Annotated in this window: 17 protein-coding genes; 4 read left to right on the top strand and 13 right to left on the bottom strand. The window is 37.6% G+C overall.

Annotated elements, in window-relative coordinates:
- Positions 1–81 precede the first annotated feature (81 nt).
- Positions 82–6180: a fibrinogen-binding MSCRAMM adhesin Fss1 gene (gene fss1 / locus IGI63_RS10055; RefSeq protein ID WP_429975746.1), complete on the bottom strand. Its 6099-nt coding sequence runs from the start codon at positions 6178–6180 to the stop codon at positions 82–84.
- Positions 6181–6890: 710 nt separating this feature from the next.
- Here fss1 and IGI63_RS10050 point away from each other — a divergent pair.
- Both IGI63_RS10050 and IGI63_RS10045 read left to right on the top strand, forming a co-directional pair.
- A complete protein-coding gene (locus tag IGI63_RS10050) occupies positions 6891–8378 on the top strand; it encodes a helix-turn-helix domain-containing protein (protein WP_002381348.1) in 1488 nt (495 codons plus the stop codon).
- On the top strand, positions 8372–9856 hold the full coding sequence (locus tag IGI63_RS10045; RefSeq protein WP_010709082.1) for a helix-turn-helix domain-containing protein: 1485 nt from the start codon (positions 8372–8374) through the stop codon (positions 9854–9856). The genes IGI63_RS10050 and IGI63_RS10045 overlap by 7 nt, the downstream gene beginning before the upstream one ends.
- A gap of 356 nt (positions 9857–10212) precedes the next feature.
- On the opposite strand, the gene IGI63_RS10040 is transcribed toward IGI63_RS10045, so the two are convergent.
- The 8 genes from IGI63_RS10040 to IGI63_RS10005 all read right to left on the bottom strand — a co-directional run bounded on the left by IGI63_RS10040 (position 10213) and on the right by IGI63_RS10005 (position 15107).
- Positions 10213–10392, bottom strand: coding sequence for a hypothetical protein (locus tag IGI63_RS10040; RefSeq protein WP_429975745.1), 180 nt, complete (start codon positions 10390–10392; stop codon positions 10213–10215).
- 20 nt (positions 10393–10412) lie between these two features.
- Complete coding sequence (locus IGI63_RS10035) at positions 10413–11648, bottom strand: MFS transporter (RefSeq protein ID WP_353973448.1); 1236 nt, start codon at positions 11646–11648, stop codon at positions 10413–10415.
- A 366-nt stretch (positions 11649–12014) separates the two neighbouring features.
- The gene (locus tag IGI63_RS10030; RefSeq protein WP_002356092.1) at positions 12015–12257 is read right to left on the bottom strand and encodes a GlsB/YeaQ/YmgE family stress response membrane protein; all 243 of its coding nucleotides are present in this window, start codon (positions 12255–12257) and stop codon (positions 12015–12017) included.
- Between the two features lie 23 nt (positions 12258–12280).
- Positions 12281–12841, bottom strand: coding sequence for an Asp23/Gls24 family envelope stress response protein (locus IGI63_RS10025; protein WP_002356090.1), 561 nt, complete (start codon positions 12839–12841; stop codon positions 12281–12283).
- A gap of 58 nt (positions 12842–12899) precedes the next feature.
- Complete coding sequence (locus IGI63_RS10020) at positions 12900–13412, bottom strand: Asp23/Gls24 family envelope stress response protein (RefSeq protein WP_002383483.1); 513 nt, start codon at positions 13410–13412, stop codon at positions 12900–12902.
- 12 nt (positions 13413–13424) lie between these two features.
- The gene (locus tag IGI63_RS10015) at positions 13425–13616 is read right to left on the bottom strand and encodes a DUF2273 domain-containing protein (protein ID WP_002356087.1); all 192 of its coding nucleotides are present in this window, start codon (positions 13614–13616) and stop codon (positions 13425–13427) included.
- A 12-nt stretch (positions 13617–13628) separates the two neighbouring features.
- Positions 13629–14201, bottom strand: coding sequence for an alkaline shock response membrane anchor protein AmaP (amaP, locus tag IGI63_RS10010; RefSeq protein WP_429975744.1), 573 nt, complete (start codon positions 14199–14201; stop codon positions 13629–13631).
- A 12-nt stretch (positions 14202–14213) separates the two neighbouring features.
- Positions 14214–15107, bottom strand: coding sequence for an SDR family oxidoreductase (locus tag IGI63_RS10005; protein ID WP_429975743.1), 894 nt, complete (start codon positions 15105–15107; stop codon positions 14214–14216).
- Between the two features lie 272 nt (positions 15108–15379).
- On the opposite strand from IGI63_RS10005, the gene IGI63_RS10000 reads away from it, so the two are divergent.
- Positions 15380–16033 carry a Crp/Fnr family transcriptional regulator gene (locus tag IGI63_RS10000; RefSeq protein ID WP_002356081.1) on the top strand — a complete coding sequence of 218 codons (654 nt, stop codon included), beginning with the start codon at positions 15380–15382 and terminating at the stop codon, positions 16031–16033.
- Between the two features lie 43 nt (positions 16034–16076).
- On the opposite strand, the gene IGI63_RS09995 is transcribed toward IGI63_RS10000, so the two are convergent.
- From IGI63_RS09995 to IGI63_RS09985, 3 genes are all read right to left on the bottom strand, one after another.
- Positions 16077–16994 carry a helix-turn-helix domain-containing protein gene (locus IGI63_RS09995; RefSeq protein ID WP_002367583.1) on the bottom strand — a complete coding sequence of 306 codons (918 nt, stop codon included), beginning with the start codon at positions 16992–16994 and terminating at the stop codon, positions 16077–16079.
- A gap of 546 nt (positions 16995–17540) precedes the next feature.
- Positions 17541–19880, bottom strand: coding sequence for an alpha-glucosidase (ygjK, locus tag IGI63_RS09990; protein ID WP_002386404.1), 2340 nt, complete (start codon positions 19878–19880; stop codon positions 17541–17543).
- A gap of 177 nt (positions 19881–20057) precedes the next feature.
- Positions 20058–20756: an N-acetylmannosamine-6-phosphate 2-epimerase gene (locus tag IGI63_RS09985; RefSeq protein WP_002370615.1), complete on the bottom strand. Its 699-nt coding sequence runs from the start codon at positions 20754–20756 to the stop codon at positions 20058–20060.
- A gap of 212 nt (positions 20757–20968) precedes the next feature.
- Here IGI63_RS09985 and IGI63_RS09980 point away from each other — a divergent pair, with 212 nt between their 5' ends.
- Positions 20969–21406 (top strand): hypothetical protein, encoded by a 438-nt coding sequence (locus tag IGI63_RS09980; protein WP_002388691.1) that lies wholly within the window; start codon positions 20969–20971, stop codon positions 21404–21406.
- A 123-nt stretch (positions 21407–21529) separates the two neighbouring features.
- On the opposite strand, the gene ruvB is transcribed toward IGI63_RS09980, so the two are convergent.
- The gene (gene ruvB, locus IGI63_RS09975; protein WP_002381340.1) at positions 21530–22546 is read right to left on the bottom strand and encodes a Holliday junction branch migration DNA helicase RuvB; all 1017 of its coding nucleotides are present in this window, start codon (positions 22544–22546) and stop codon (positions 21530–21532) included.
- Positions 22547–22549: the final 3 nt, after the last annotated feature.

The following is a 22549-nucleotide window of genomic DNA, read 5'->3' as shown; positions in this document are numbered from 1 at the left end:
TTTGTTCAGTTGATTAGCTTAAGATGAAAAAACAGGCCATCCGTCGAAAGGATGGATGGCCTGTTTTTTTATAGTTTTTGCTTATTTCTTGCTCTTTTTATAGAAGAGCCAACTTGCCAAACCGACCAACAGGAGGCCGATAAAGACAAAGAAGTAATTGACTTGTGTGTTGGTTTTCGGTAAACCAAGCCAACCTGTCTCTCTAGCTGCTTGTTTCGTTGTTGGCTGATTTGGTTTTGTTTTTTTGGATACAGGTTGTTTCTCGTTAACAAACGTGCCCGCATCCACGAGTTCAGGTTTGTCTTTCGCTGTTGCCGCAATAGTGAATGCGACTGCTTGCTTAGACAGTTGGTAACCATCCGGTGCTTTTGTTTCCACAAAGGTATATTTTCCTGGTTGTAAGTGGTTCACTTGAACTAACCCTTGGTTGTCAGAACGTAATGAACGAGCGACAGTTTGCCCTGTCTCTGCATCTGTCACTTTAAATTCAGCACCTGCTAAGGCATTCTTTTGCTGGTCAATTTTCACCAGCTTGGCAGCACCTTGGTAATTAATAAAAGGTGCTTTAAGTACCACAGTGGCTGGTTTGCCTTGGTTGTCTTTCGCAATCGTAAAGCTTGCGCTTGGCGTTTCATTAAGAAGATAGCCTGTTGGCGCTTGTGTCTCCACAAAACGATACGTTCCCGGTGCTAAGTTTTTCGCAATGACTTTGCCTTGCTTGTCAGACATCAGATTGGTTTGTCCAGCCACGGTTTGCCCTGTTTCATCAATGACCTTAAACACCGCACCTGCCAATGCTTCACCTGTTTCGTTTTCTTTGGTTAATTGAGCAGTTCCTTGATAATTGATAAGATCGCCTAAAGCAATTGGCTGCTCTTTTCCTAATTGGGCGGTTACATCAAATGGATGTGGCGTTGTGTCTAACAGATAACCTGTTGGTGCTTTCGTTTCCACTAAAACGTAATGCCCTTCATTCAGCCCTTTAGCGTAAATTTCGCCAGTCTTATCCGTTGTTATTTCAGAAACTTTCTCTCCTGCACGATTCAAGAATGTTATTGGTGAACCTTGTGGCTGATTCTGATTATCGGCGTTGTAAATTGCAAAAACTGCACCCGCTAAGGTTTGACCTTGCTCGTTGACTTTACGTCCCGTTACTTCCGCTTGATAATTTACAAATTCTAACTCATCTAGTGGTTGTTTATCATTTGAATTCTTTTTCACTACAAAATAAATGGGTTGTTTATTGACGATATAGCCATCCGTTGCATCCAGTTCATCTAATTCATAACTACCAGCGCCTAAATCCTCCATAGCCAATGAACCATCTTTTTCAGCAGTTACTTCTCTTTCAAAGATTTTTTCCCCGTTTTCGATTCGATACAATTTAAAAATCGTTCCTGGAAGTGGGTTCGCATTGGCATCAATTTTCTTAAAGACGGCACGTCCTTTGAAATTGGCGAAGGCGCCTAATTGGAAGATCTCCGGATCACCTTTGAAATCACCACGAATTTCTACTTTTACTAATTCAGGATAAATAATATAATCTGCGCCATCTGGTAATTTTGGTGCTTTGATTTCTTTATAATAATAGGTACCTGGCGCCAAGTCTCTAAAGATAATTTTGCCATCTTTGCCACTCGTTGCTGTAATCCCTAATGATTGTTTATTGTGATCATATAGTTCAAAAACAGCACCTGCTAATGGTTGGTCTGCGCTATTCGTTTTCACGATTTGGAAAGCCCCTTTGTAATTCACAAAGTTGTCACTAGCAACAACGACCGCTGGTTTACCAGCATTTTTCTCAGCAATTTCAAATGGGACTGGCGTGGTATTTAATAAATAGCCTGTTGGCGCTTTGGTTTCTACAAAGCGATATTTACCTGGAGCTAAGTGCTCTGCAACAATTTCCCCTTGACTATTTGTCGTCAAGCCTGTTTGAATCGTTTGTCCCTTCGCGTCAAGCACTTTAAATGTCGCACCATTTAATAAGTGTCCATTCACATCTTTTTTGATTAATTTAGCCGTGCCTTGATAGTTAACAAAGTTAGCCGTTGCTATAACTGTTGCTGGTTTGCCCCGATCGCTTGCTGCAATCGTGAAAGCACTTGGTTCAGTGTTTAAAAGGTACCCTGCTGGCGCTTTGGTTTCCACAAATTGATATTTGCCTGGGGCTAAATCCGTCACTGTGACTTTTCCGTTTGCATCCGAAACTACGTGTTCTCGAACCGCTTGTCCTGTGGTATCAAGGACTGAAAATTCAGCACCTGCTAATGGATTGCCTGCTTGGTCTTTTTTAATTAGTTCAGCAGAACCTTGGTAATTAAGCATTTTAACATGAACATCACGAATTTGTCCGCTCGTGTTTTGTGTCACAATGAACCGTTTGGGTGTCGTGTCTAAAAGATAGCCTGTCGGTGCTTCGATTTCTGTGAACTGATAAAGCCCTGGTTTTAAACTATCCACCTCTAACTGGCCATTTGCGTTGGTTCGATCCGGCGCAAGGGGAACTTCTTCCCAATGAGTAAACGGCGTGGTTACGGCATGCTCTAATTTAAAGCGTGCATTGACTAATTTTTTGCCCTTCTCATCTGTTTTTTCTAAAATTACTTTATTGACATCGTTTTTAATAATAGTTGGTTGTGCACCATCTGCTGAAGTTTCTTCATCAATAGTGATGACTTGACCTTTAGCTAATTCATCCGAAACTGTATAGCCTTCTGGTGCTTTCGTCTCCACCAAAATGTATTGCCCTTGCGGCAACCCACCAAATGTGATAACCCCAGTAGCGTCTACTGTACCTTCACGTAGGACTTGTGTTTTGGCTTGGTCCCAAATTTGGAAATGGGCGCCTGCTAAAATAGTCGTCCCATCCATGGCTGTTTTCTTCAGCTGAATTTTGCCTTTAGTCCCTGTGGCATGCCCGCCACTGTGATCAATGTCAACGACCACATCGCCATTGTCATCCCCATGAACGACTTCTGAACCATTTCCAGTAATTGACACTTGGTTGGATACCGTGTCTGTACTCCCTGCCGCTGAAGAAGTCACTAAACTACGATATTCCATATAATAAGGTGCTTCAATATGGGCCATTTTAACGACAATTTTTTGTTGTCCTGTTTCATTATCGGTGGTAACTTCCAGTGTGTAATCTTTTCCTTCTTCTAAAATAACAGATTTATCTGGCGTAATAGTTCCGTCTTCTGTTACGTTGGTACCGTAAATCACCAATGACTCGGGATCTAACACTTGGTTTGGTGAGGGTGTATCAGTAATAACCACATCGTCTAAAACCGATTGGGCGCCATTGATCATTACATGCCAGTACACATGATCTGGATCATCTTTGTGGTATTCGCCACCTTTTTTCACTGATTCGCCACCATGTTGAATGGAAACTTTTCCTGTCACATCACGTGAAGAACCTTGGTTTGTATAAGATGCGGTATTGTCATAACTAGCCGAACCTTCGATAACTTTTTCATCAACAGACGTCTTAAATTCAATCACATACGTACGACTATCATTAGGAAAATCAACACGCCAAGTATTTTGGTTTTTCTCGCTTGGTTCTTCCATTGTGATATCCGTCAACGGTTGCGTTGGTTTCACTTTTTCAACCGAACCATCTGGCTTTGTATTGCCTTCATAGACTTTCAAGCTCCCAGCCAAATAGGTTTGATTGGTTAAAATTGGATCCGTCAAAAAGGCATCGACTAAACGATTATTACTTAAATTAACCGCAAGCGTCCAAGTGATTTCTTTGGTGACGGCATTGTAAACACCGCTTTTTTGCGCATTTAAATCAAAAGCAGGTAAAGGTTTAAACGGTTTACTATCTTCTGAATGATGATTGTTTCCTGCTTCATCCATCCAATCAATGGCAGCGGTATTTCGGTAATGGTCCAATGCAGGATTGTTAGCATCTAACTCGGTAACATCGAAAAAGGTATTATAGGTTACGTAAAAGGCATCACTTGTTTTGGCATACGCCCCCATGAAACTTAACTTAAAGCCTGTTTCACCTTCTGCATTACGAGTTATTTCTACCATGAAATCCTTGCCTAACGTCAACTGAGCACCAGTGGTTGTATCTTTGACAACCAACGAATTGGGTACCATAGTTAAGCCAGGAACTGGTTCGTACATATCCGTAATCACGGCATTTTCCATCAAATAATTATTTTGATTCACAGCTAACGTCCAACCAATCGTCGAATTTTGATAATCAACTGCACCAGTGTTTTTAATAATATTTTGTTGACTGGCTGTGCCATCACCTTCTGAATGCTGACCAGTACCAACATCCACACGATTATTCACGGCAACATCGCCTTCGACAATTCCATCAACTTTGGTTTTATAATCAATCTTGACTGCGCCATTCACATCATGTAAAAAGTCAATTGCAAAGGAACCGTCTCCGTTGATTACCACTTTGTAATCTTTTCCTTCCACAAGTTCTGCTCCAACGACTTCATTTCCTTTGTCATCAAATGTCACTGAATATAAATGTAAAGAATCTGGTTCAAACGTTAAATTATCGCCCATTGTGTCTGTAATGACTGCTTGGTCTTTTGGAATGGTTTGTTCACCATAGTTGTAGTTAATTTCCCAAGTGAATTCTTGATTGGCTTCGTCGTAATCTATATTGCGCTTGTCTAACATTTTGCCATATGTGGCGGTAACAGTTGCTTCAGCATCTAACCCATTTGGATTATTATCACTTGTTAACGTCGCGTGATTTTTAAAAGGCACATCGCCGCCGCCATCTGGAATAACCGCCTCGTCAATCGTCGTTTGGTACTCAAGACGATACGCTTTGTTGGTGTCACCTTTAATCGTCACATTGCCATTTTTATCAACGGTATATTCATCTGGACTAAGTTCGCGACCCACTTCTTTAATTGTTCCATCAAGATTCATCACTAACTCATAGACTTTCACGGACTTAAAGGTATTCCCTGTTGGCCATGTTTCCGTCACAGTTGGATTTGTTTGATCTTTCATCGCTTGATTGATATCTACCGTCCAAGTAATCGCACTAGGATTGGGCGTTCGATCAAAATGGCCTTGTTTATCAATTTGTTGTTCGGTATCTGGGACAATTGGAATCACTACAGGCGGCAAATCTTCTTGTGTAGGAATATCAATCACCCAATCTCCTGGGCCCCGCCCATCTGAATCATTCAAATGAGTATCTAAAGAAAAGTCCCCGTGAATGTCACTTTCAGACGTGATTCGCTCATTAAAGGTAAAACGAACCGTACCATCTTCACTAATTGTGTAGGTTCCATAGACATTGCCTTCTGCATCAACTAAATCACCTGAACCTGGTTTATTAGGTTTCAAATTGCCAGGTAATTGAAACTCGAAGTAATCGCCTGCTTTCATTTGTTCCCGCACATCTTCTGGAATCGACCAGTTAAAGTTCCAATGAATGGTCACATCTTCTTTATACGGCGGTGTTGCTGGTGTGCCATCAGGATTTAAATAAATCGGATCTTCAAAATTATCGATAATCGTTGTTTCATCACCTGTAAAATAGTCACTGATATCTGTTGGTCCTGCTACGCGCGGTTTGACAGTCGTAGACTCGGTTGTTTTACTTTCTATCGCTTTTGTCGTGCTGGCGACAGTTTCTTCGGACGAACGAGAAACAGAGGAGTTTGTAGATGCTTCTTCTGTTGAACCTTCATTCGCTGATGCGGCTGGCGAACTCGTGATTGCCGTTGATTCTGTCGGATCAGTACCAGTATTTAACGTCAACGCTCGTTGCTGTTGTCCATAAGAAAACGTCACATCTTCTGTAGCTGTAGGGTTCAACGTTAAGACTAACGTATCTGCTAACGCTTGCTGATTCAATTCAATTTGAATCTGTTTCTTCTGGTCATCCACTTGAATCTTGCGCGTATTATTGGGCGCTGCCCAATGTGCAGCTTTGATTGACACATTGGCACTGTAATGCACTACAACCTCTTGTGTTACTGGTTGTGCTTTTCCTTGAAGCGCTAAGGTCATTTCTTGTTGGCTGGTTTGCTTCACTTCTCCTAACGTTAACTGGCCATCGCTGTTAACATCTTCCGCCAAAGCCATGAGTGGTGTGCCATAATTTAGAACAAGTAACAAACACATCAACCCGTAGAGCCAACGGTTTACCATTGGACCATTCTTTCTCATTTCTTTCATCCTTCCTCTACTAACGACACATAGAAGAGAACGTTCACTTCGTACCAATTTTTTATTTTAAACCAAATAAGTGAGTGCTCTTCTGTTGTCTTTCTTCCTTGCTAAAACAGACAGCCAACACACCTTTTCTTTTTATCTCCTCAAAACGCACTCTTACTTCGAATGCGGATTCATTTTCTGCTTTTTCCTATAGACTCTTCTATAAGAATAAGAAGAGTATAACGAGATTTTTCAGCAAAAATTATCAACAACTTCTCCTCCAAATAGAAAAAGTTGATGAAATCCCAGAAACCCTTTTCATCTTTATGAAAACACGTCCTTATCCTTTCTTATTTTTACTATTCCTTCTTCCACTATACCGTTTTTTTTAATTTTTTTCATAAGAACTAACCAGACAAAAAATCCTATTTGTATAAGCTATTTAAGCTAAAAAATCAATAGACTCAAATTATCATTTTTGTTATTTAAATGTTTTATATAAACTGGTTGTTTTTCTTAATAATTTTTTGCTCTACCATTTTTTGTCCATGTTTTCTTCCGTTTGACACATTCAGTTCTTCTTGATTTTTAAGAATAGATACAGTAGCATAAGAACAACTAGTTCTTTCACTGCCAATTGTCAAATGTCGTTTAGAAAAGAATGCCCTATCTGTATTATCTGAAAAATCAAACAATCATAACCAATTAGAAAGGTGGTTATTATGTATAACTTATTAACCAAACAGGAAATTCAGTTACTTTCCCTAATTGAATACTTGTATGACAGTAAAGAAAAAGTCCCCATGCAAGTACTCCGACGAAAATATGAATTTTCCCATTACAATATCAACAATTTATTGAATCAATTAACTTTGTTAATTTCTCGAGTCAATACACATGAAAATGTACATATTCGCATCATTAATAATCAACAGTCCATAGAATTAGTCGCCGATGAAAATATCCCGATTGAGTTAATGAAAGAAGCTGTTGTCCGCGGGTCACTAACCTATATGCTAGCCCTGGATTTACTTTTAAAACGCTACACTTCAGCCAAAGATTTTTGTGAAGAGCACTTTATTAACTTTTCTATTTTTAAACAAGTCAGTGACCGTTTAAATAATCATCTAGCTAGATTTAATTGTTATTTAAACTTAAAAAGACGAGAAAAAATTTGTGGTAACGAGAAAGATTTTCGCAGTTTCTTTTATTCCTTATTCTTCATTTCAGGAACTTCTCTAGTACCATTTCTATCTAAGACTAATCAAGCACAATTGCAGAACTTCATTGAAATCATCAAAAACCGTTACCCTTACTTTACATATACTGATTTACGCAAATTAAAATTAATTATGTCCATAGGTTTACTCCGTTATCAATCCGGTTTTACAATCACCAATTATCCAGAAGTTGCTGCTATTAATTTGGCCTTTCCTTATTCAGAATTCCAATTATTAGTGAATGATTGTTTTATTGATGAACAAAAAGAACCTGACACTTGGCAAGCTGAGATTCATTTTTATTATGATTTCTTCAGCACATTAACGATGTACTCTCTGGTCCAAATGGAAACCATCAACTTTGCCAACTTAGCGATCATGGGAATGGATAACAGTCCACACGCTACTTGGATTTTTGAAAAATGTACGCAATTACAGTTGGATTTAAGCGCAATAGAAGTGGTCTTTTTGTTGGTTAATTTATCCAATGCCAGTGAACGACTGATTCATTTCCCTGTGGAAGAGGAATTGAGCTATGAGGTTGCTAATGTCTCTTTGTATGAAAAACAATACCCAAATGTTTCACGAACAACCAACTATTTCTTAAAGCGTTTGCCTTTTGACAAACAACATCCACTAGATGCGTTATTTAAAGAAACCATTTTTTTAATTATTCGGAGCGTTTTATTAAATAAACAAATTCCTGTTAAAATTTTACTTCATTCATCTATTAATCAGATACAAGAAAATTGGTTAGCGAAGGAAATCAATAATTATTGCGATGTTCCTTTGAAATTTGTTAATCATATTCAAGAAGTGCCTGACTTAGTCATTACTGACAAAAATAATCCGCTTTTTCACGCCAGTAAAACTTTTTATTGGCATCCCGTTCCTTATTTAGACGAATACTATAACCTAAAACAAGTAGTTCGCAAAATTTATTTTGCTAAATTGCGTGGGGAAAACAGTTTGGAGGGAATCGGATGTTAACAGGGTTACTTGATGTACCTTATCGTAAAAGTTTTGCTCTTTTAGAAGAGTTACTCGAACGTCGTGAAGCAGAAGAACAAACATTGGCGATTTCTACTTTAGCGACTCAATTAAAAATGCAACAAAATACCATTCTACAATCTGTAGCTTTGCTCCAAACAGAAATTGAAAAAAACGGCTGGGAGAACTTATTTTCTTTATCAGCAAATGCCAAAGAAATCACATTTTGGTTTGCACCCTATTTCCAACTGTCGTTTTTGATGCCCTACTTTGTCAAAAAAAGTTTCGCGTATCAAGTACTGACCTATGCCTTTAACCATAATGCAATTGATAGCAAACATTTTGAAAAAGTCCTAGAAATTTCTTCATCAACCTTTACGCGAAAAATTGGACAATTAAACCAATGGCTCCAAAAATATCAGATTGAAATCAATTTAAAACGTACCAATGTGTTGGTGGGCAAAGAAAAAGATATCCGGATTTTCTTTATGATGCTTTTTTGGAACAATTACTCTGAAGGGGATTGGCCGTTGTACACGATTACTAAAAAAGAAGTCCATAGTCTCTTTCGACGTTTAAAACACTCTGTTTCTTTCAATACAACACAAGATTTTACAAAAGACTTAATTTTTTCTGCTGTGATTTTAGCGCGTTGGAAAGAGGGCTTTTTTATCAAAGAAACTTTCGTGGAGGAAGAAGCGATTGTTAATCCCTTTGTTAATCTGAGTGAATTTGAATTGTTTTTTAAAGAAGAAGCCTTACACCAAGTTCCAACAAAATTTATACAAAAAGAAGGCCTTTTTGCCTTTTTCTTATTGACGATTAGTGTCAGCTACGCCACACAAGATGTCTTGGAAATTCCTGCAGCACGGATGCATATGGTCCAGCTATTAGGCTCACCCATTAAAGAGATCATTTATCAACTAACGTCTTTTTATCAAATTAAATTGACATTTCACGAGTATCTTTATCTATATACTTCTATCCAAAATTTAAGTGTCTTTTTTAAGACCTTTGTCACGATTGCCAATCCATTTGTGCAAGAAAGCTTTTTAAAAGAAGCACTTCAAAAAAATCCAAGTCTCTACAAAGATGTGAAGCGCCTTACAATTGAAATGCTTCCGACATTGATTGGCAATGAAAAATTGTTAGTTGACTGCTTGTTTATTCTTTTTTGTACATTGAAAACGAAATCTTTACCACCGATTCGTGTCTTAGTAAGGACCAATCAAAGTAATTTAATTTTAGATACCCTTTATGAAAAGCTAAGTAAAGCCGTGGATAAAAAATTAATTTTTGTCGCTTCACCAGAAAAGCCTTTCGATGTAATTATTACAGATATCTTTTCAGAAGTTAGTGTCAAATCAACGGTTCCCACTTATTATGTTGATTTTTCCGCTAGCATTGGTGAACTAGCGCAAAGCTTAGAAAATTTAAATACACAAATTGTCACCAAACAAAGTCCACGCCACTTTTAAAAGTTTTCACGTGAAACATTTTAAGTGATAAAAATAAGCAAGAGGAGGTCGGGACATAAGTGTTTAGCTCCGAGAAATAAGAAGGAATTTCCGAAAATTGTTCTTTAATTTTTGGAGAATTTCGGCTTATTTCCGAAGGAGTTGCTTCTGTTCCCGCCGTTTATCAGTTTTTGAGCATGGAGCAAAAATCCAAAGTGATTTTTGTCCCACGCTCTTCTTGCTTATTTTCTTTAAATTACAAAAAACGCCAAAAGGTAGCAGAAAAACTGCTACCTTTTGGCGTTTTTTACGAAAATTTTCAATGTTCCACTCTAGTGATACCGAAACGTAGAACATTCATTTACTAACTACTCATTTTACATGACGTTGTTATTTTCTGTCACCAATTCTAGCTCTTGCAAGTAATGATCCAAAGTCGCGTGATGTTGATCGACATCGGCTAACTCTGTTTCAATTTTAGCTAAACGCGTGTTCATGCGTTGAATTTCCGTTAGTGTTTGTTGTAAAACTTTTAAAATCCGTTCATCGTTAGGCATTGAAATCACTCCTTGTCCATTTATAGTTCTGAGCCGTGTTCAATCTCTTCAATCGTTTCAAGAGACAAATCTTTGGCATCATTTTTAGCTTTGTGGAAGACCATATATAAAATGGTACAAACGATTGGGATACAGCCTGCTAAGAAGTACATTTGTTGGAATGACATAAAGTTACGTAATTCACCTAAAACGTACGGACCAACCCCTAATCCAAGGTCTAAACCGATGAAATAAGTCGATAAAGCAATCCCGATACGGTGAGGACTTGGGCTTTCTTGAAGACAAACCGCTTGGCCATTTGACATGAAAGTACCATAACCTAAGCCAATTAACCCACCTGAAACTAATAACATCCAACCAGACGTAGTCATACTTAATAAGAATAAGCCTAGTGTTAAGAAAATGTAGCTCGGATACATGACGTAGCGTTCCCCTTTGACATCGAAAATCCGACCTGTCAATGGACGTGTTAAGGTAATCACGACCGCATAGACGATAAAGAAGAAGGTGCTGACGTCAACTAAATCGATTACTTTGACATAAGAAGATAAGAAAGATAAGACACTTGAATAAGCAAGCCCCATTAAAAAGGCGATAAATGTAATAAATAAAACTTTCTTTTCAACAAAACTATCAAAATTCCATTTAGATAAAGCTTCACGATGTTCAGGTGTTAACTCAATATTTTTCACTGGGAAAATGAAGCAAGCAATGGTTGTTAACAAAATTAAAATAATTGAAAAGTTAATAATGACATGGAAGTTGGAAACATTTAACAATAACATCCCAATAAATGGCCCAATGCCGGCTGCTAAACTAGTACTCAACCCATAATAATTGATCCCTTCCCCTTTTTTGTTTTTAGGGATATAGGCGGTAACAATTGCGTTGGTCGCTGTCGAAACGGTTCCGTAACCAAACCCATTTAAAAAACGGACCAGATAAAGAATGCCCATACTTGGCATATACATATACGCAACAGTCGTTAAAAGATAAAACAAAGCCCCATAACGTAAGACTTGTTTGCGCCCAATCAGTTCAAGGAGTTTCCCCATGAAAAGTCGTGCAAGCAATGTCCCGATGATGTAAATTCCTGAGGCCAAACCAGCTTGACCTAAAGTAGCGTGTAAGCTATCTTGCGCAATCACCGCAATAATAACCATTAATAAATAATAAACAAGATAGACAATGAAATTAATCACTGTAATACTGATAAAGCCTTTATTCAAAAGCTTTGTTGGTGTTTGTTCTGTCATAATTCTTTGAATTCCTCTCTCTTTTGTTCTGTTTATTTTGTGTTGCTATTTTTCAGTAAAAGACCGCTATCCCCTCACTTTGATGACTTATCAAAAAATTTTCTGAAATTCATTTGCAGTTATTACTATACGAGATATCCGTTACAAAAAAATGTAAATTTGTGAATGATAAACGTTATCTACAAATAACTTCAACAAATGTTGTTGATTTTTGTTGAAAAGCCAAAATGACTAATGATTTTAATTAAAATAAGCTCTTGGCTAATTGCTCAAAATTTACTTTTCATACGAAACTTCCTCATACATAGAAAAAGAAAAATAGGACATAAGCCGAAACGACTTATGCCCTATTTTTTTAAACTTTCTCTATTTTCGTCCTAAAATCCATGAAACGATGGCAACTAAAATCACTGCCCCGATAATCGATGGCACAATAGCCATCCCAGCTAAGCTTGGTCCCCATGTGCCTAAAATGGCTTGACCAATTGTTGAACCAACTAACCCTGCAATGATATTGGCAATAATACCCATCGATGATCCTTTTTTAGTAATTGCTCCAGCGATTGCCCCAATGACACCACCGACAATTAATGCCCAAATAAAGCCCATGATTGTTTCCTCCCTTTAACTGTTTATTCTACACGTGGTTCCATATTTTCTTTGACTTGTTCTGTTCCTTTATTCACAGCTTTTTTTGCTTTTTCTGTTTGTTCAGAAGCAAATTCACCGGTACTTTTGGCAGCGCCTGTGACTTTATCTTGAACCGTTTCGCTATCTTCTTCGTATTCTTCTTTTGATTTGATATCAACTACGTTAACATTCACTTCAATCACATCTAAGTGGGTCATTTTTTTCACTTCACGGCTGATTAATTCTTTCATTTTTTCGTAAATGTCTTGAATATCTTTGCCGTATTCTACTACGATATCCATATCAACAGCGACTTGTTTTTTACCAACTTCGGTATCAATACCCGCTGTGACGTTATCTGTGTTTACTAATTTTTCAGCAATATTTGAGAAAAAGCCGCCATCGACTGTTAATAGACCATCGACATTTTCTAAGGCTAAACCGATAATTTTTTGAACGACTTTATCTTCAAATGTTAATTCACCTTTGATTGCATGATCTTCTGGTGTGTGTGGTCCGTTTCCTGCTGGTTTTGGTACATTATTGAATTTTTCGTTACTCATGGTTCATTCCTCCTAGTTTCTTCTATTATTGCTTTATTTTTAATAAAATAATAACCAATTATTGAACACGAGGTGCCGTGTTTTCTTTGACTTTTGTCTTGCCTTTAGTTACCGCATGTTTGGCTTTATTGGTTTGTTTTGACATAAAACTACCTGTCGCTTCAGCGGCGTTGCCAAGTTTATCTTGGACCGTTTCACTTTCTTCTTGGTACTCTGCTTGTGTTTTGATATCTACTACGTTGACATTGACTTCGATTACTTCCAAGTGAGTCATTTGTTGGACTTCGCGAGTAATAACCTCTTTCATTTGATCATAAATGGTCTCGATATCTTTCCCGTATTCGGCTACAATGTCCATATCCACTGCGACTTGTTTTTTGCCGACCTCGGTGTGAATGCCTGTTGTAACATCTTCACTATTAATCATTTTATCTCGTAAATTCGAGAAAAAACCACCGTCCACAGTTAACAAACCGTCGACTTCTTCCAAAGCAATGCCAATAATTTTTTGGATTACTTTATCCTCAAACGTCAACTCACCTTTAACAATCGATACATTTGCATTTTCCATAGCCAAAACCTCCTATTTATGATGAAAATAATTTTTGACAATGCCTGTCTGTTCCAAATACAAACCTAGCCAAATACCTAGTCCTGTCAGGAGTACTACTAACAATGTTTTAAAGAAGCCGATTGACAGAAACAAGATTGCAAAAACCAAGCCGACTAGGCCACCAATTAACGGAACGGCATATTGTTTTATCCATTCAACCATTGTACATCCCTCCTACTCCACACGTGCTTGTGTTTGCTGTTGTTGTGGTCGTTTCATTGATTGAATATCTTCAAAATGAACATCAATCGTAATCTTGTGACCAGTTCCCACCAAACGAGCAAGCCGTTCTTCCATTGTTTTTGACCAAGCTTCTGTTTGTCCAATTAAATCTGCCGTTCGTTTCAGTGTGCCTTTGACATTGACCTTAATGTGCCGTTTTGTCGCCTTTACACGAATGGTTGGTGCTTCCAGAAAGTCACTGTCTTGCAAGCTAGAGCGTACAAATCCTTCGATGGCTTTACGGTGTAACACTAACTTTCCTTGCTCTTCTTTTAATTCAAACGTGCCTTTTCTTCTTGGGAATAAAAGAATGAATAAAAATAGAAAGAGCATAATTCCTAGTAAAACCAGCGCTACCCAAAAGATTGCTTGACGTGCGTACTCGTTGTCTTGCAAGAACCATTGGACATTATCTGGTGGTTGCCAAGCTGTATCGGCTGACCAAGTGGTGATGGCCACCGCGCCAAATAATGCCATTAAAATCAGTGAACCTAGAAGCAAAAGTATTTTAACAACTTTATTCACGGAACATCCCTCCTAAAGATTAATTGCTTCTCCACCAGTTACGCCATAAACTTGAGCCGTAACATAACTTGCATCATTGGACGCCAAGAAAACATAAACAGGGGCTAATTCAGCAGGCTGACCCGCACGTTCCAGTAAAGAATGTTGCCCAAATTCTGGTAACTCTTCAATTGGTTGTCCATGATCTAACTGTAACGGTGTCCAGATTGGTCCTGGAGCCACGCCATTTACCCGAATGCCTTTTGGTGCCAGTTGTTTTGCTAAACCAACGGTAAAGTTGGCAATTGATGCCTTCGTTGCTGCATAATCCAACAAATGCTCACTGGGATTAAAAGCTTGGACGGAAGTCGTTGTCACAATGCTACTTCCGGCAGGCAAGTGAGGCACTGCTGCTTTGACAATACCAAACATCGCAATAATATTGACATGGAAAGTGTCTATCACTTGTTCCATTGGTAATTCTTCAATAGCGGCACAGGAAATTTGTTGGGCTGCATTTAAAACGAGGGTATCCAAGCCGCCTAAAGATTCACGAGCTTGTGCAACCAATTCTTCAGGTGCCTGTTTATCTCTTAAATCTGCTGGCAAAAGAAAGACTTTTCGGCCAGCTTCTCGTATATAGTGCGCCACTTCTTCGGCGTCTTTTTCTTCACCTGGGAAAAAATGTAATGCGATATCTGCACCTTCGCGAGCAAAAGCAATCGCCGCAGCTCGTCCAATCCCAGAATCACCGCCTGTAATTAATACCCGACGATTTTCTAATTTGTGATTTCCGACATAGCTGCCTTCCCCACAATCTGGTTTAGGGACCATTTTGTCCTGTAATGCGGGAGTTTCTTGATCTTGTTGCGGAAATCCATCACTATAAAATAACTTTCTTGGGTCTTTTAAGTTTGGTTCTGTCATTAAATCTCCTCCCTTTCTACTATTACCTTAATACAATTTTTTCTTTTTGAAAAATATTTGAGCACATAAAATAAAAAAATATTTTTAATACTCATTAAGCGAAATTTTTGGCAAAATTATCTAAAAGCTGATTTTATTTTTCAAAATAGCGTTTAATTGACCTGTTTTATCAACATTTGTTATTGACATATGATGTCCAATTCGCTTAAATAAGAAAGAAGCCCAACAGGCAAAAACAAAAATATTTAGAGATAATTGAGGAGTTACCGCCAATGAGAAATGTTTTACAAGACTACTTAGATGAACATTCCTTTCGAGTCGTTGTAAAAAAGAAGAAAAATTATTTAACTTATGAAGGACTGCAAGATCGTTATGCCTATATTTTAAAAAGTGGCATCATCAAAACTAGCGTTATTTCCAAAGACGGTCGTGAATTTAATTTACGTTATATCAACAATTTGGAAATTGTTTCATTGCTACGTGATGAATATTCAGAATTTATTGATGCACCTTTTAATATTCGCATCGAATCTCCACAAGCAGAACTTTACCAAATCGACCGTGTTCAATTTTGGCGGGATATCAATAATAGTAAAGACTTGCAAATGTATGTCAAAGAATACTATCGGGACCGTTTAATGCATTCCATGAAAAAGATGCAGCAAATGTTGATGAATGGCAAATTTGGGGCCGTTTGTACACAAATCTATGAAATGTACGATTCATTTGGCGTAGAAACAGAGGAAGGTATTTTAATTGATTTCGTGGTGACCAATGAAGAAATTGCGCATTTTTGTGGGATAACTTCTGCTAGTAGCGTTAACCGGATGATGCAGCAACTAAAAGAGTTAGGGGCAATTGAACTACGTAACCGCAAAATTTTGATTAAAGATTTAGATATGATTAGAGATAACATTATTGTTTAACATAAGCACCCCCCCGCAAGTTTGACCTTGCGGGGGGTGCTTTTTATTTTTCAGTGACAATATTCAATGGAAACTGACCTTTTTCTAAATTAAATGTCCGACCAGCCGTCAGCTGAAGCATTTCTTTTTTCATGCCTTCCGCCAAACGTACATCGCCAAAGCTTTCAATCATATCAATAACGGCGATTACTTCTTTATAATATCTCATTTTGCCAGTGTACAGATAATACGTAAGGTTTTTTAAGTAACGTAAGTTAAAATGAATATAGTAGATTTCAGCAGGAATCGTGGTAACACTCACTAGCGCTAAATATTCCCGGGCTTTCGCATAATTTTTCTTATAAAGTTCCCCAGTAATGATATTTAGGTAAAAACCATAGGCAACATTTAGTGTTTGGGTATCACGTAATTCAGCATCTTTGACAGGAAACATCTGCTCAAGAATCTGAAGGACTTCATTTTCAGAAAACAAGGCGGCAGGATTAGTCACCATTTGATAATCGTAGTATGTATAGTAGCTTTTGCTAGAGATAAGCGCGAGAATTACCATTCGATCGGTTTCATCAAATTCTGGAATTTCCTCCCAATCATTACTAAACGTTAATTTAATATCTGTGTAAATAGACATTTCCAACGCATTTTTATGAGGATTGCGCTCTAATTGATAAAAATAATGAATCAGATTCTTTTTTTCACTTGTATTGTTCAACCCCATTTGACAACATTCAATTTGATGTTTGACTTCTGAAGAAGCCATGATTCTCGTATCAGATACCATAAAAAAAAATTCATTAAAAGTAATCCCCAATGACTGTAATGCCGTCATTAAATCCTCGTAACTTAGCTTGGCTTCACCAATTTCGATTCTTCGATAGGTTTGTTTCCCCTTTTTTGGCAAAACATCTTTCTGAGCAATTTTTTTCTTTTTTCTAAAATATTTTAGAGCACCTAGCACATCCATAATATCCTCCTTTTATAACAAAAATAATATTAAATATTATTTTTTTATTAACGTAAAGACCCAACAATACCTGTACAAATTAAACAAAATCAGAGAAAACATTAATAAATATTTCGAAATATTCATTTTTATTATTTCCATAATTATAATATTGTAATATTTTGATAATCACAAAAACTTATATACTTAACTTCCCTTGAAAAAACCAAAAGAAATGTTCTATAATAGAATTCAATAGAACTAACAGAGAAGGAGGTGTCGCATATGTTTGGTTTTAATATCAGCTTATTCCTTATTACACTATTTCGTTAAACCCACTCTTCACTAACCATTGTACAATCAATTCCATTTAATATCTATTTCATTTTTATTAAATAACATTTTTAATAAAAGTACATATCGTTTATTTTTAGATATTTTATTTAATTATTTGAAATATATTTATTTAAACAGATAAATTACATTTAATTAAATCAGAGGGAAACAGATTGTAGCAAGTGAAGAAAAAAATAGCTCTTGAGAGATATTTTCTCAAGAGCTGTTTTTCTATTTTATTTCAAAAGCGGTTTGCGTTGTGGGATTATTACTTAATAAGGTGTTTTTATACAGTAAATAGTATGCTGCCGCTGACCAACTAAAGTTTTTCGTACTTAGGCCCTTCCCTGTTAGTGGATCATAATTTTCATGAATAGGTCCTTCTCCCATCAATCCTTCAGCATGTAAGAAGAGTTTTTGTGTCATTTCTTTCGCTTCTTTTGTATAGTCATAGTTTTGAAGAGCTTCTACACCAAACAAGGCTTGATCAAGCCAAACTGGTCCCCGCCAATATTTCGTTGCAGCAAATTTTTCATTGTCTTTGGATGCTGTTGGGAATGGCATAAAGGTATTGAACATTTCTTGATTCATCATGTTTTTCTTAACTGCCGCCGCCTGTTCTTTGGTCGCTACTTTTGCCCAGAGCGGCAACCAGCCTTCTGTTCCTTTGCCACGATTGACTAACAATTTTGTTTTCGAGCCGTCTTCATTTATTTGTAAGTCATAGAAGAAGCCTGTTTTTTCATCAAACATATTTTCTTGAATATATTTTTTTAGTTTCTTCGCTTCTTTTTGATAGTTCTTATAGTCCTCTTTTTTGCCTAGTTCTTCTGCTATCGAAGCTAAATAGCCCTTTTCAGCGTAGAGATACGCATTCAAATCCACCGATTCTTGATTAATCGAATACCCCACTACTTTTCCTTTATTTTTGTTTTCAAAAACTTTAACTCCAACGTCGCCTTTGCCCACACCTTCTTTGTCAAACCGTGTAGCGTTATCCATGCCACTTTCCCACGCAGCTGCTTCAATAACAGCATCATCATCCACTTTAGGTTGGCCATTTTTATCTTTAATGATTTGATCCTTGTCGTCTTTTTGCCAGTGAGCATCACTGACCATGCTTCCATATTCTGCTATCCCATTTTTATTGTGGTCTCTGTTGGTATACCACCAATTATGATAAGCCACAAGTTTGGGATACATTTCTTTTAAAAATTCCTTATCTTTGGTTTCTTGATAAATATGCCAAACTGCCCATGCAGCCAATGGTGGTTTAGAATTTCGTTCATTCCAGTTGCCACCTTCACCACCACGCGCACTGTCTTGATTGTAAAAGACAGCATCAATGATCGCTCCTGCATCTTGTGGACGTACGGTATCATCTTTTTGAATTTGATAATCAAACAAGGCCCGCATATTATTTTTAGCTAACTCAGGATTAAAATCAGCCGTTGCTACATCCGCTTTCCACGAATCCCAAGCCCACATACCAATAAACCATTTATAAGACATGGACGGAACAATCCCGTCATGCTTAAAGGCACCTGCCGCACTTCGCCAATTGGTATTAATCGTTTCAATCGATTTGACTAGCGCATTTTGATATTCAGGAAATTCTGCTGTTTTCTTTTGATCAAACGTTTTATCTAGATATCCTTGCCATCTTTGCTTGTTCTCTTTGAAATAGCGCGCCGCATTTTTGGTATATTCGGGTGCTTGTTGTTGTTCCTTTGCCTCTTCTTCTTTTGTAAAAGTATAGCTTTCTGTCGTATAGGTGTTGTACGTTTGTTTAGGCTTCAATTCAATTGGTTCAGCGGTCGCTGTATAATTCCGATTATCAATTTTTGTTGAAACTTTATCCGCATGATGAATCGTATATTTTGTGTCTTTCGTAGCAAAATAATTCCACGTTTCTCTGACTTCGCCAAAATTCACTTGAATGTCATTGTCTTTAGCAGTTAAACGAGTGCCAATATCTAAGGTTTCCGTTCCCTCTTGAATTTTGTCAAAGACCGCACCTGTCCAGCTTGCTTCAAGTGACAAGGGCTCTTCACCAGTGTTTTCAAGTGTCGTTTGGATAAGCGCCGTTCGATTGCTGACAAAAATTAAAGCTAAATGAATCGTTAGATCGTCTAATTCATAGGTTTGCTCTAGGCGCCCAGGATAATAAGACAGGTCCATGCGGTTGCTTTGGCTTAAATCATAGGTTTCTCCCGTTTTTTTATTTTTGACCGTTAATTTGTTTAAACTTGCCGCCAAGTTTACTGGATATTCTTCCGCAATAATCAATGGCCCCGCAAAACCACCCAGTAGCTCTTTATTGCTTTTTTCAGGTAAATAGTAGCCATGCCATGCACCTAAATCAGAAAAATTATTAAAATAATTGGTATCGTATACGCCATTCGTCCGTTCGGTTGGTGATGCACTCACATCTAAAACATTTGCAAATTCATCAACTTTTGTTCTTTCAACACTTGCTTGCACTTCCCCGCTTAACGCAAAACAGCTGACTACGGTGATTCCTAACGCTAACCAAGTAGACACCCGTTTCTTTTTTGATAAACCCTTCATAAAACCCCTCCTATAAAATGATAGCGCTTTATACACTGATTTATTATCAGCAAGGACTATGCCAAATGGAGTGTATCCCTTTTTATTATTGAAAGATTCAACTTTCTCTAGAAAAAAAGCGACCGTATCTAAGTGTATTGATCAAAAAATAACGAGTGTATCGATAGTGTATTTAGTTTATGCTTGATTCTGTTTTATTTTCGTAGCTTCCACAAATTTTTCAGTAATTTTTTGCGGTCGTGTAATAACAGATCCCACCACCACGCTATAAGCACCTAGCTCCAGAACACGTTGGACTTTTGCTGGCGTATCAATCATTCCTTCTGCAATAATTGGTGTAGTAAAATGCTTCTTTGCTTCTCTTAACAGTTCAAAATCATTTTGTTCAATCCGCTGATTTTCACTTTGCGGCGTATAGCCGACTAACGTTGTGCCAATATAATCAAAACCTAACTCCGCCGCTTCAATCATCTCTTCCAGCGTGGAACAATCTGCCATCCATTCTTGGTTAGGATACTTTTCTTTTATTCTTTTGAAAAATGTGGCTAACGTTTCGCCATTTGGTCGTTTTGAATGGGTTGCATCGAGAGCGATAATTTCTGGCTGAACAGCCATTAATTCATCTACCTCACGCATAGTTGCAGTAATATATACTTCTGCATCAGGATAATCTCGTTTAATAATCCCAATGATTGGTAAATCAACCTCTTTCCGGATTGCTCGAATGTCTACCACAGAATTTGCTCGAATACCTTTAGCCCCTCCTTGTTTAGCGGCCAAAGCCATCTTGGACATGATAAAAGAACTATGCAACGGTTCGTCTGCCAACGCTTGGCAAGAAACAATTAATGCCCCTTTGATTTCTTTATTCAACATTGATCCCTCCAATTTAAAAGCGATTACAAACACAGTATACCTACAACAGCTGAAATATGCCACTCTTCTAAATAAGAACAAACGTTTCACGTGAAACAAAAGAAAGCAAGCCTTAACCGCTTGCTTTCTTTTGTTTCCATTTAGCATTTCACCTTAAGATATAGCGGATTTGATTATATCATGATACGATAATTCATATCGATAAGAAAGAGGTGATAAAATTGACAGAATACATCTACTTAGCTAGCGAGCAACCTTTATCTACAGGCAGTATAACTTTAAATGGACTGAGCAAGCCCACTGGCAATCTATTAAATAAAGAGTTCTTCTTTTTTATAAATGATTTTGAAGGTGATCCACCAGGTAAATTTTCATACAGCAACTATTTAAAAACATTGAATTATCAGGTTTGCTCTATGTGTTCTCTACCGTCAGATAATCAAAATATTGAAACACCCTCAGCAGTCGCTCTTCTTGGCTACATCCGAAATCATTTTAAAAATACCTGCACAACTAAGTTATATATTTTGTCCGCTTTAAATGGTTTTGAAAACAAACCGATATCAAAAACAGTTACTCGCAAACTGTCTGATTTATCTTACAAAGATTTATATTATCAAGAGATGAAACTTTTAAAAATTATTCGTTAATATACTTATAATGGTCTATCAAAAAAAGAATATTTATTCCGTTACATAAACTTTGAAAAAATGAAAAATAAGACCTTCAACATACTCTATCCTGTTGAAGGCCCTTCTCTCTTATTTAACCCTTTAATTTTTACGACCCTCTAAATAATCATACCCAAAATGTGCATACGCAAATGGCGTTGCAATTCGTCCTCGTGGTGTTCGTTTAATGAAACCTTTTTGAATAAGATAGGGTTCATACATATCTTCCACCGTTTCGGTTTCTTCACCGATATTTACAGACAAGGTACTTAAACCAACCGGACCGCCGCCGTATAAATCAATCATTGTTTTCAACAATTTTTGATCGACATAATCCAAGCCTTGATGGTCCACTTGCAGTAAGGTTAACGCTTTGTCTGCAATCGCTCGGTCGATTTTGCCATCTGATTGGACTTGGGCAAAATCACGGACACGTTTTAACAAACGATTAGCAATTCGGGGGGTTCCTCTTGAGCGGCGCGCAATTTCAAAGGCACCTTCCTCAAAAATCTCCGTTTGAAAAATATCCGCGGAACGGAGAACGATTTCTTTTAAATCCTGCTCTTGATAATACTCCATGTGAGAAATAATCCCAAAACGATCTCGTAATGGTGCTGAAAGCATCCCTGCCCGTGTGGTAGCGCCCACTAAAGTAAAAGGCGGTAACGGAAAATGAACGGGATGTGCCGTGGTTCCTTGACCGACCATGATATCAATGTAAAAATCTTCCATTGCGGAATACAGCATTTCTTCCACCACTCGCGGCAAACGATGAATTTCATCGATAAATAACACATCACCAGGCTCTAATTCGTTCAAAATAGCGACTAAATCTCCCGCCCGTTCGATGGCTGGTCCACTTGTGGTACGAATGTTCACATTCATTTCATTGGCGATGACCATCGCCATTGTCGTTTTCCCTAAACCTGGCGGACCATAAAGAAGGGTATGATCCAACGCTTCATTCCGATTTTTCGCCGCTTCAATATAAATCGTTAGTTCTTGTTTTACTTTGTCTTGACCAATATATTGTGCTAAAAATTGTGGACGTAACGATTTTTCAATTGAAGCTTCTGCTTCTTGACTTGCAGCTGAAAGCAACCGTTCTTCTTCTGTCATCGT

This window comes from Enterococcus sp. DIV0086 (genome assembly GCF_050498705.1).
Classification (GTDB): domain Bacteria; phylum Bacillota; class Bacilli; order Lactobacillales; family Enterococcaceae; genus Enterococcus; species Enterococcus faecalis.
Note: the sequence above shows the minus strand (reverse complement) of the source record. Positions and strands in the feature narration are given on the sequence as shown.

Excerpts from the sequence above, each read along its gene's own strand:
- IGI63_RS10015 (WP_002356087.1), bottom strand. The coding sequence starts at position 13,616 with ATGGTTGAATGGATAAAACAATATGCCGTTCCGTTAATTGGTGGCCTA.
- IGI63_RS09995 (WP_002367583.1), bottom strand. The coding sequence starts at position 16,994 with ATGGATGTGCTAGGTGCTCTAAAATATTTTAGAAAAAAGAAAAAAATT.
- IGI63_RS10040 (WP_429975745.1), bottom strand. The coding sequence starts at position 10,392 with ATGCCTAACGATGAACGGATTTTAAAAGTTTTACAACAAACACTAACG.
- IGI63_RS10030 (WP_002356092.1), bottom strand. The coding sequence starts at position 12,257 with ATGGGCTTTATTTGGGCATTAATTGTCGGTGGTGTCATTGGGGCAATC.
- IGI63_RS10045 (WP_010709082.1), top strand. The coding sequence starts at position 8,372 with ATGTTAACAGGGTTACTTGATGTACCTTATCGTAAAAGTTTTGCTCTT.
- ruvB (WP_002381340.1), bottom strand. The coding sequence starts at position 22,546 with ATGACAGAAGAAGAACGGTTGCTTTCAGCTGCAAGTCAAGAAGCAGAA.
- ygjK (WP_002386404.1), bottom strand. The coding sequence starts at position 19,880 with ATGAAGGGTTTATCAAAAAAGAAACGGGTGTCTACTTGGTTAGCGTTA.
- IGI63_RS09985 (WP_002370615.1), bottom strand. The coding sequence starts at position 20,756 with ATGTTGAATAAAGAAATCAAAGGGGCATTAATTGTTTCTTGCCAAGCG.
- IGI63_RS10050 (WP_002381348.1), top strand. The coding sequence starts at position 6,891 with ATGTATAACTTATTAACCAAACAGGAAATTCAGTTACTTTCCCTAATT.
- IGI63_RS10020 (WP_002383483.1), bottom strand. The coding sequence starts at position 13,412 with ATGGAAAATGCAAATGTATCGATTGTTAAAGGTGAGTTGACGTTTGAG.
- IGI63_RS10035 (WP_353973448.1), bottom strand. The coding sequence starts at position 11,648 with ATGACAGAACAAACACCAACAAAGCTTTTGAATAAAGGCTTTATCAGT.
- fss1 (WP_429975746.1), bottom strand. The coding sequence starts at position 6,180 with ATGAGAAAGAATGGTCCAATGGTAAACCGTTGGCTCTACGGGTTGATG.
- IGI63_RS10025 (WP_002356090.1), bottom strand. The coding sequence starts at position 12,841 with ATGAGTAACGAAAAATTCAATAATGTACCAAAACCAGCAGGAAACGGA.
- IGI63_RS10005 (WP_429975743.1), bottom strand. The coding sequence starts at position 15,107 with ATGACAGAACCAAACTTAAAAGACCCAAGAAAGTTATTTTATAGTGAT.
- IGI63_RS10000 (WP_002356081.1), top strand. The coding sequence starts at position 15,380 with ATGAGAAATGTTTTACAAGACTACTTAGATGAACATTCCTTTCGAGTC.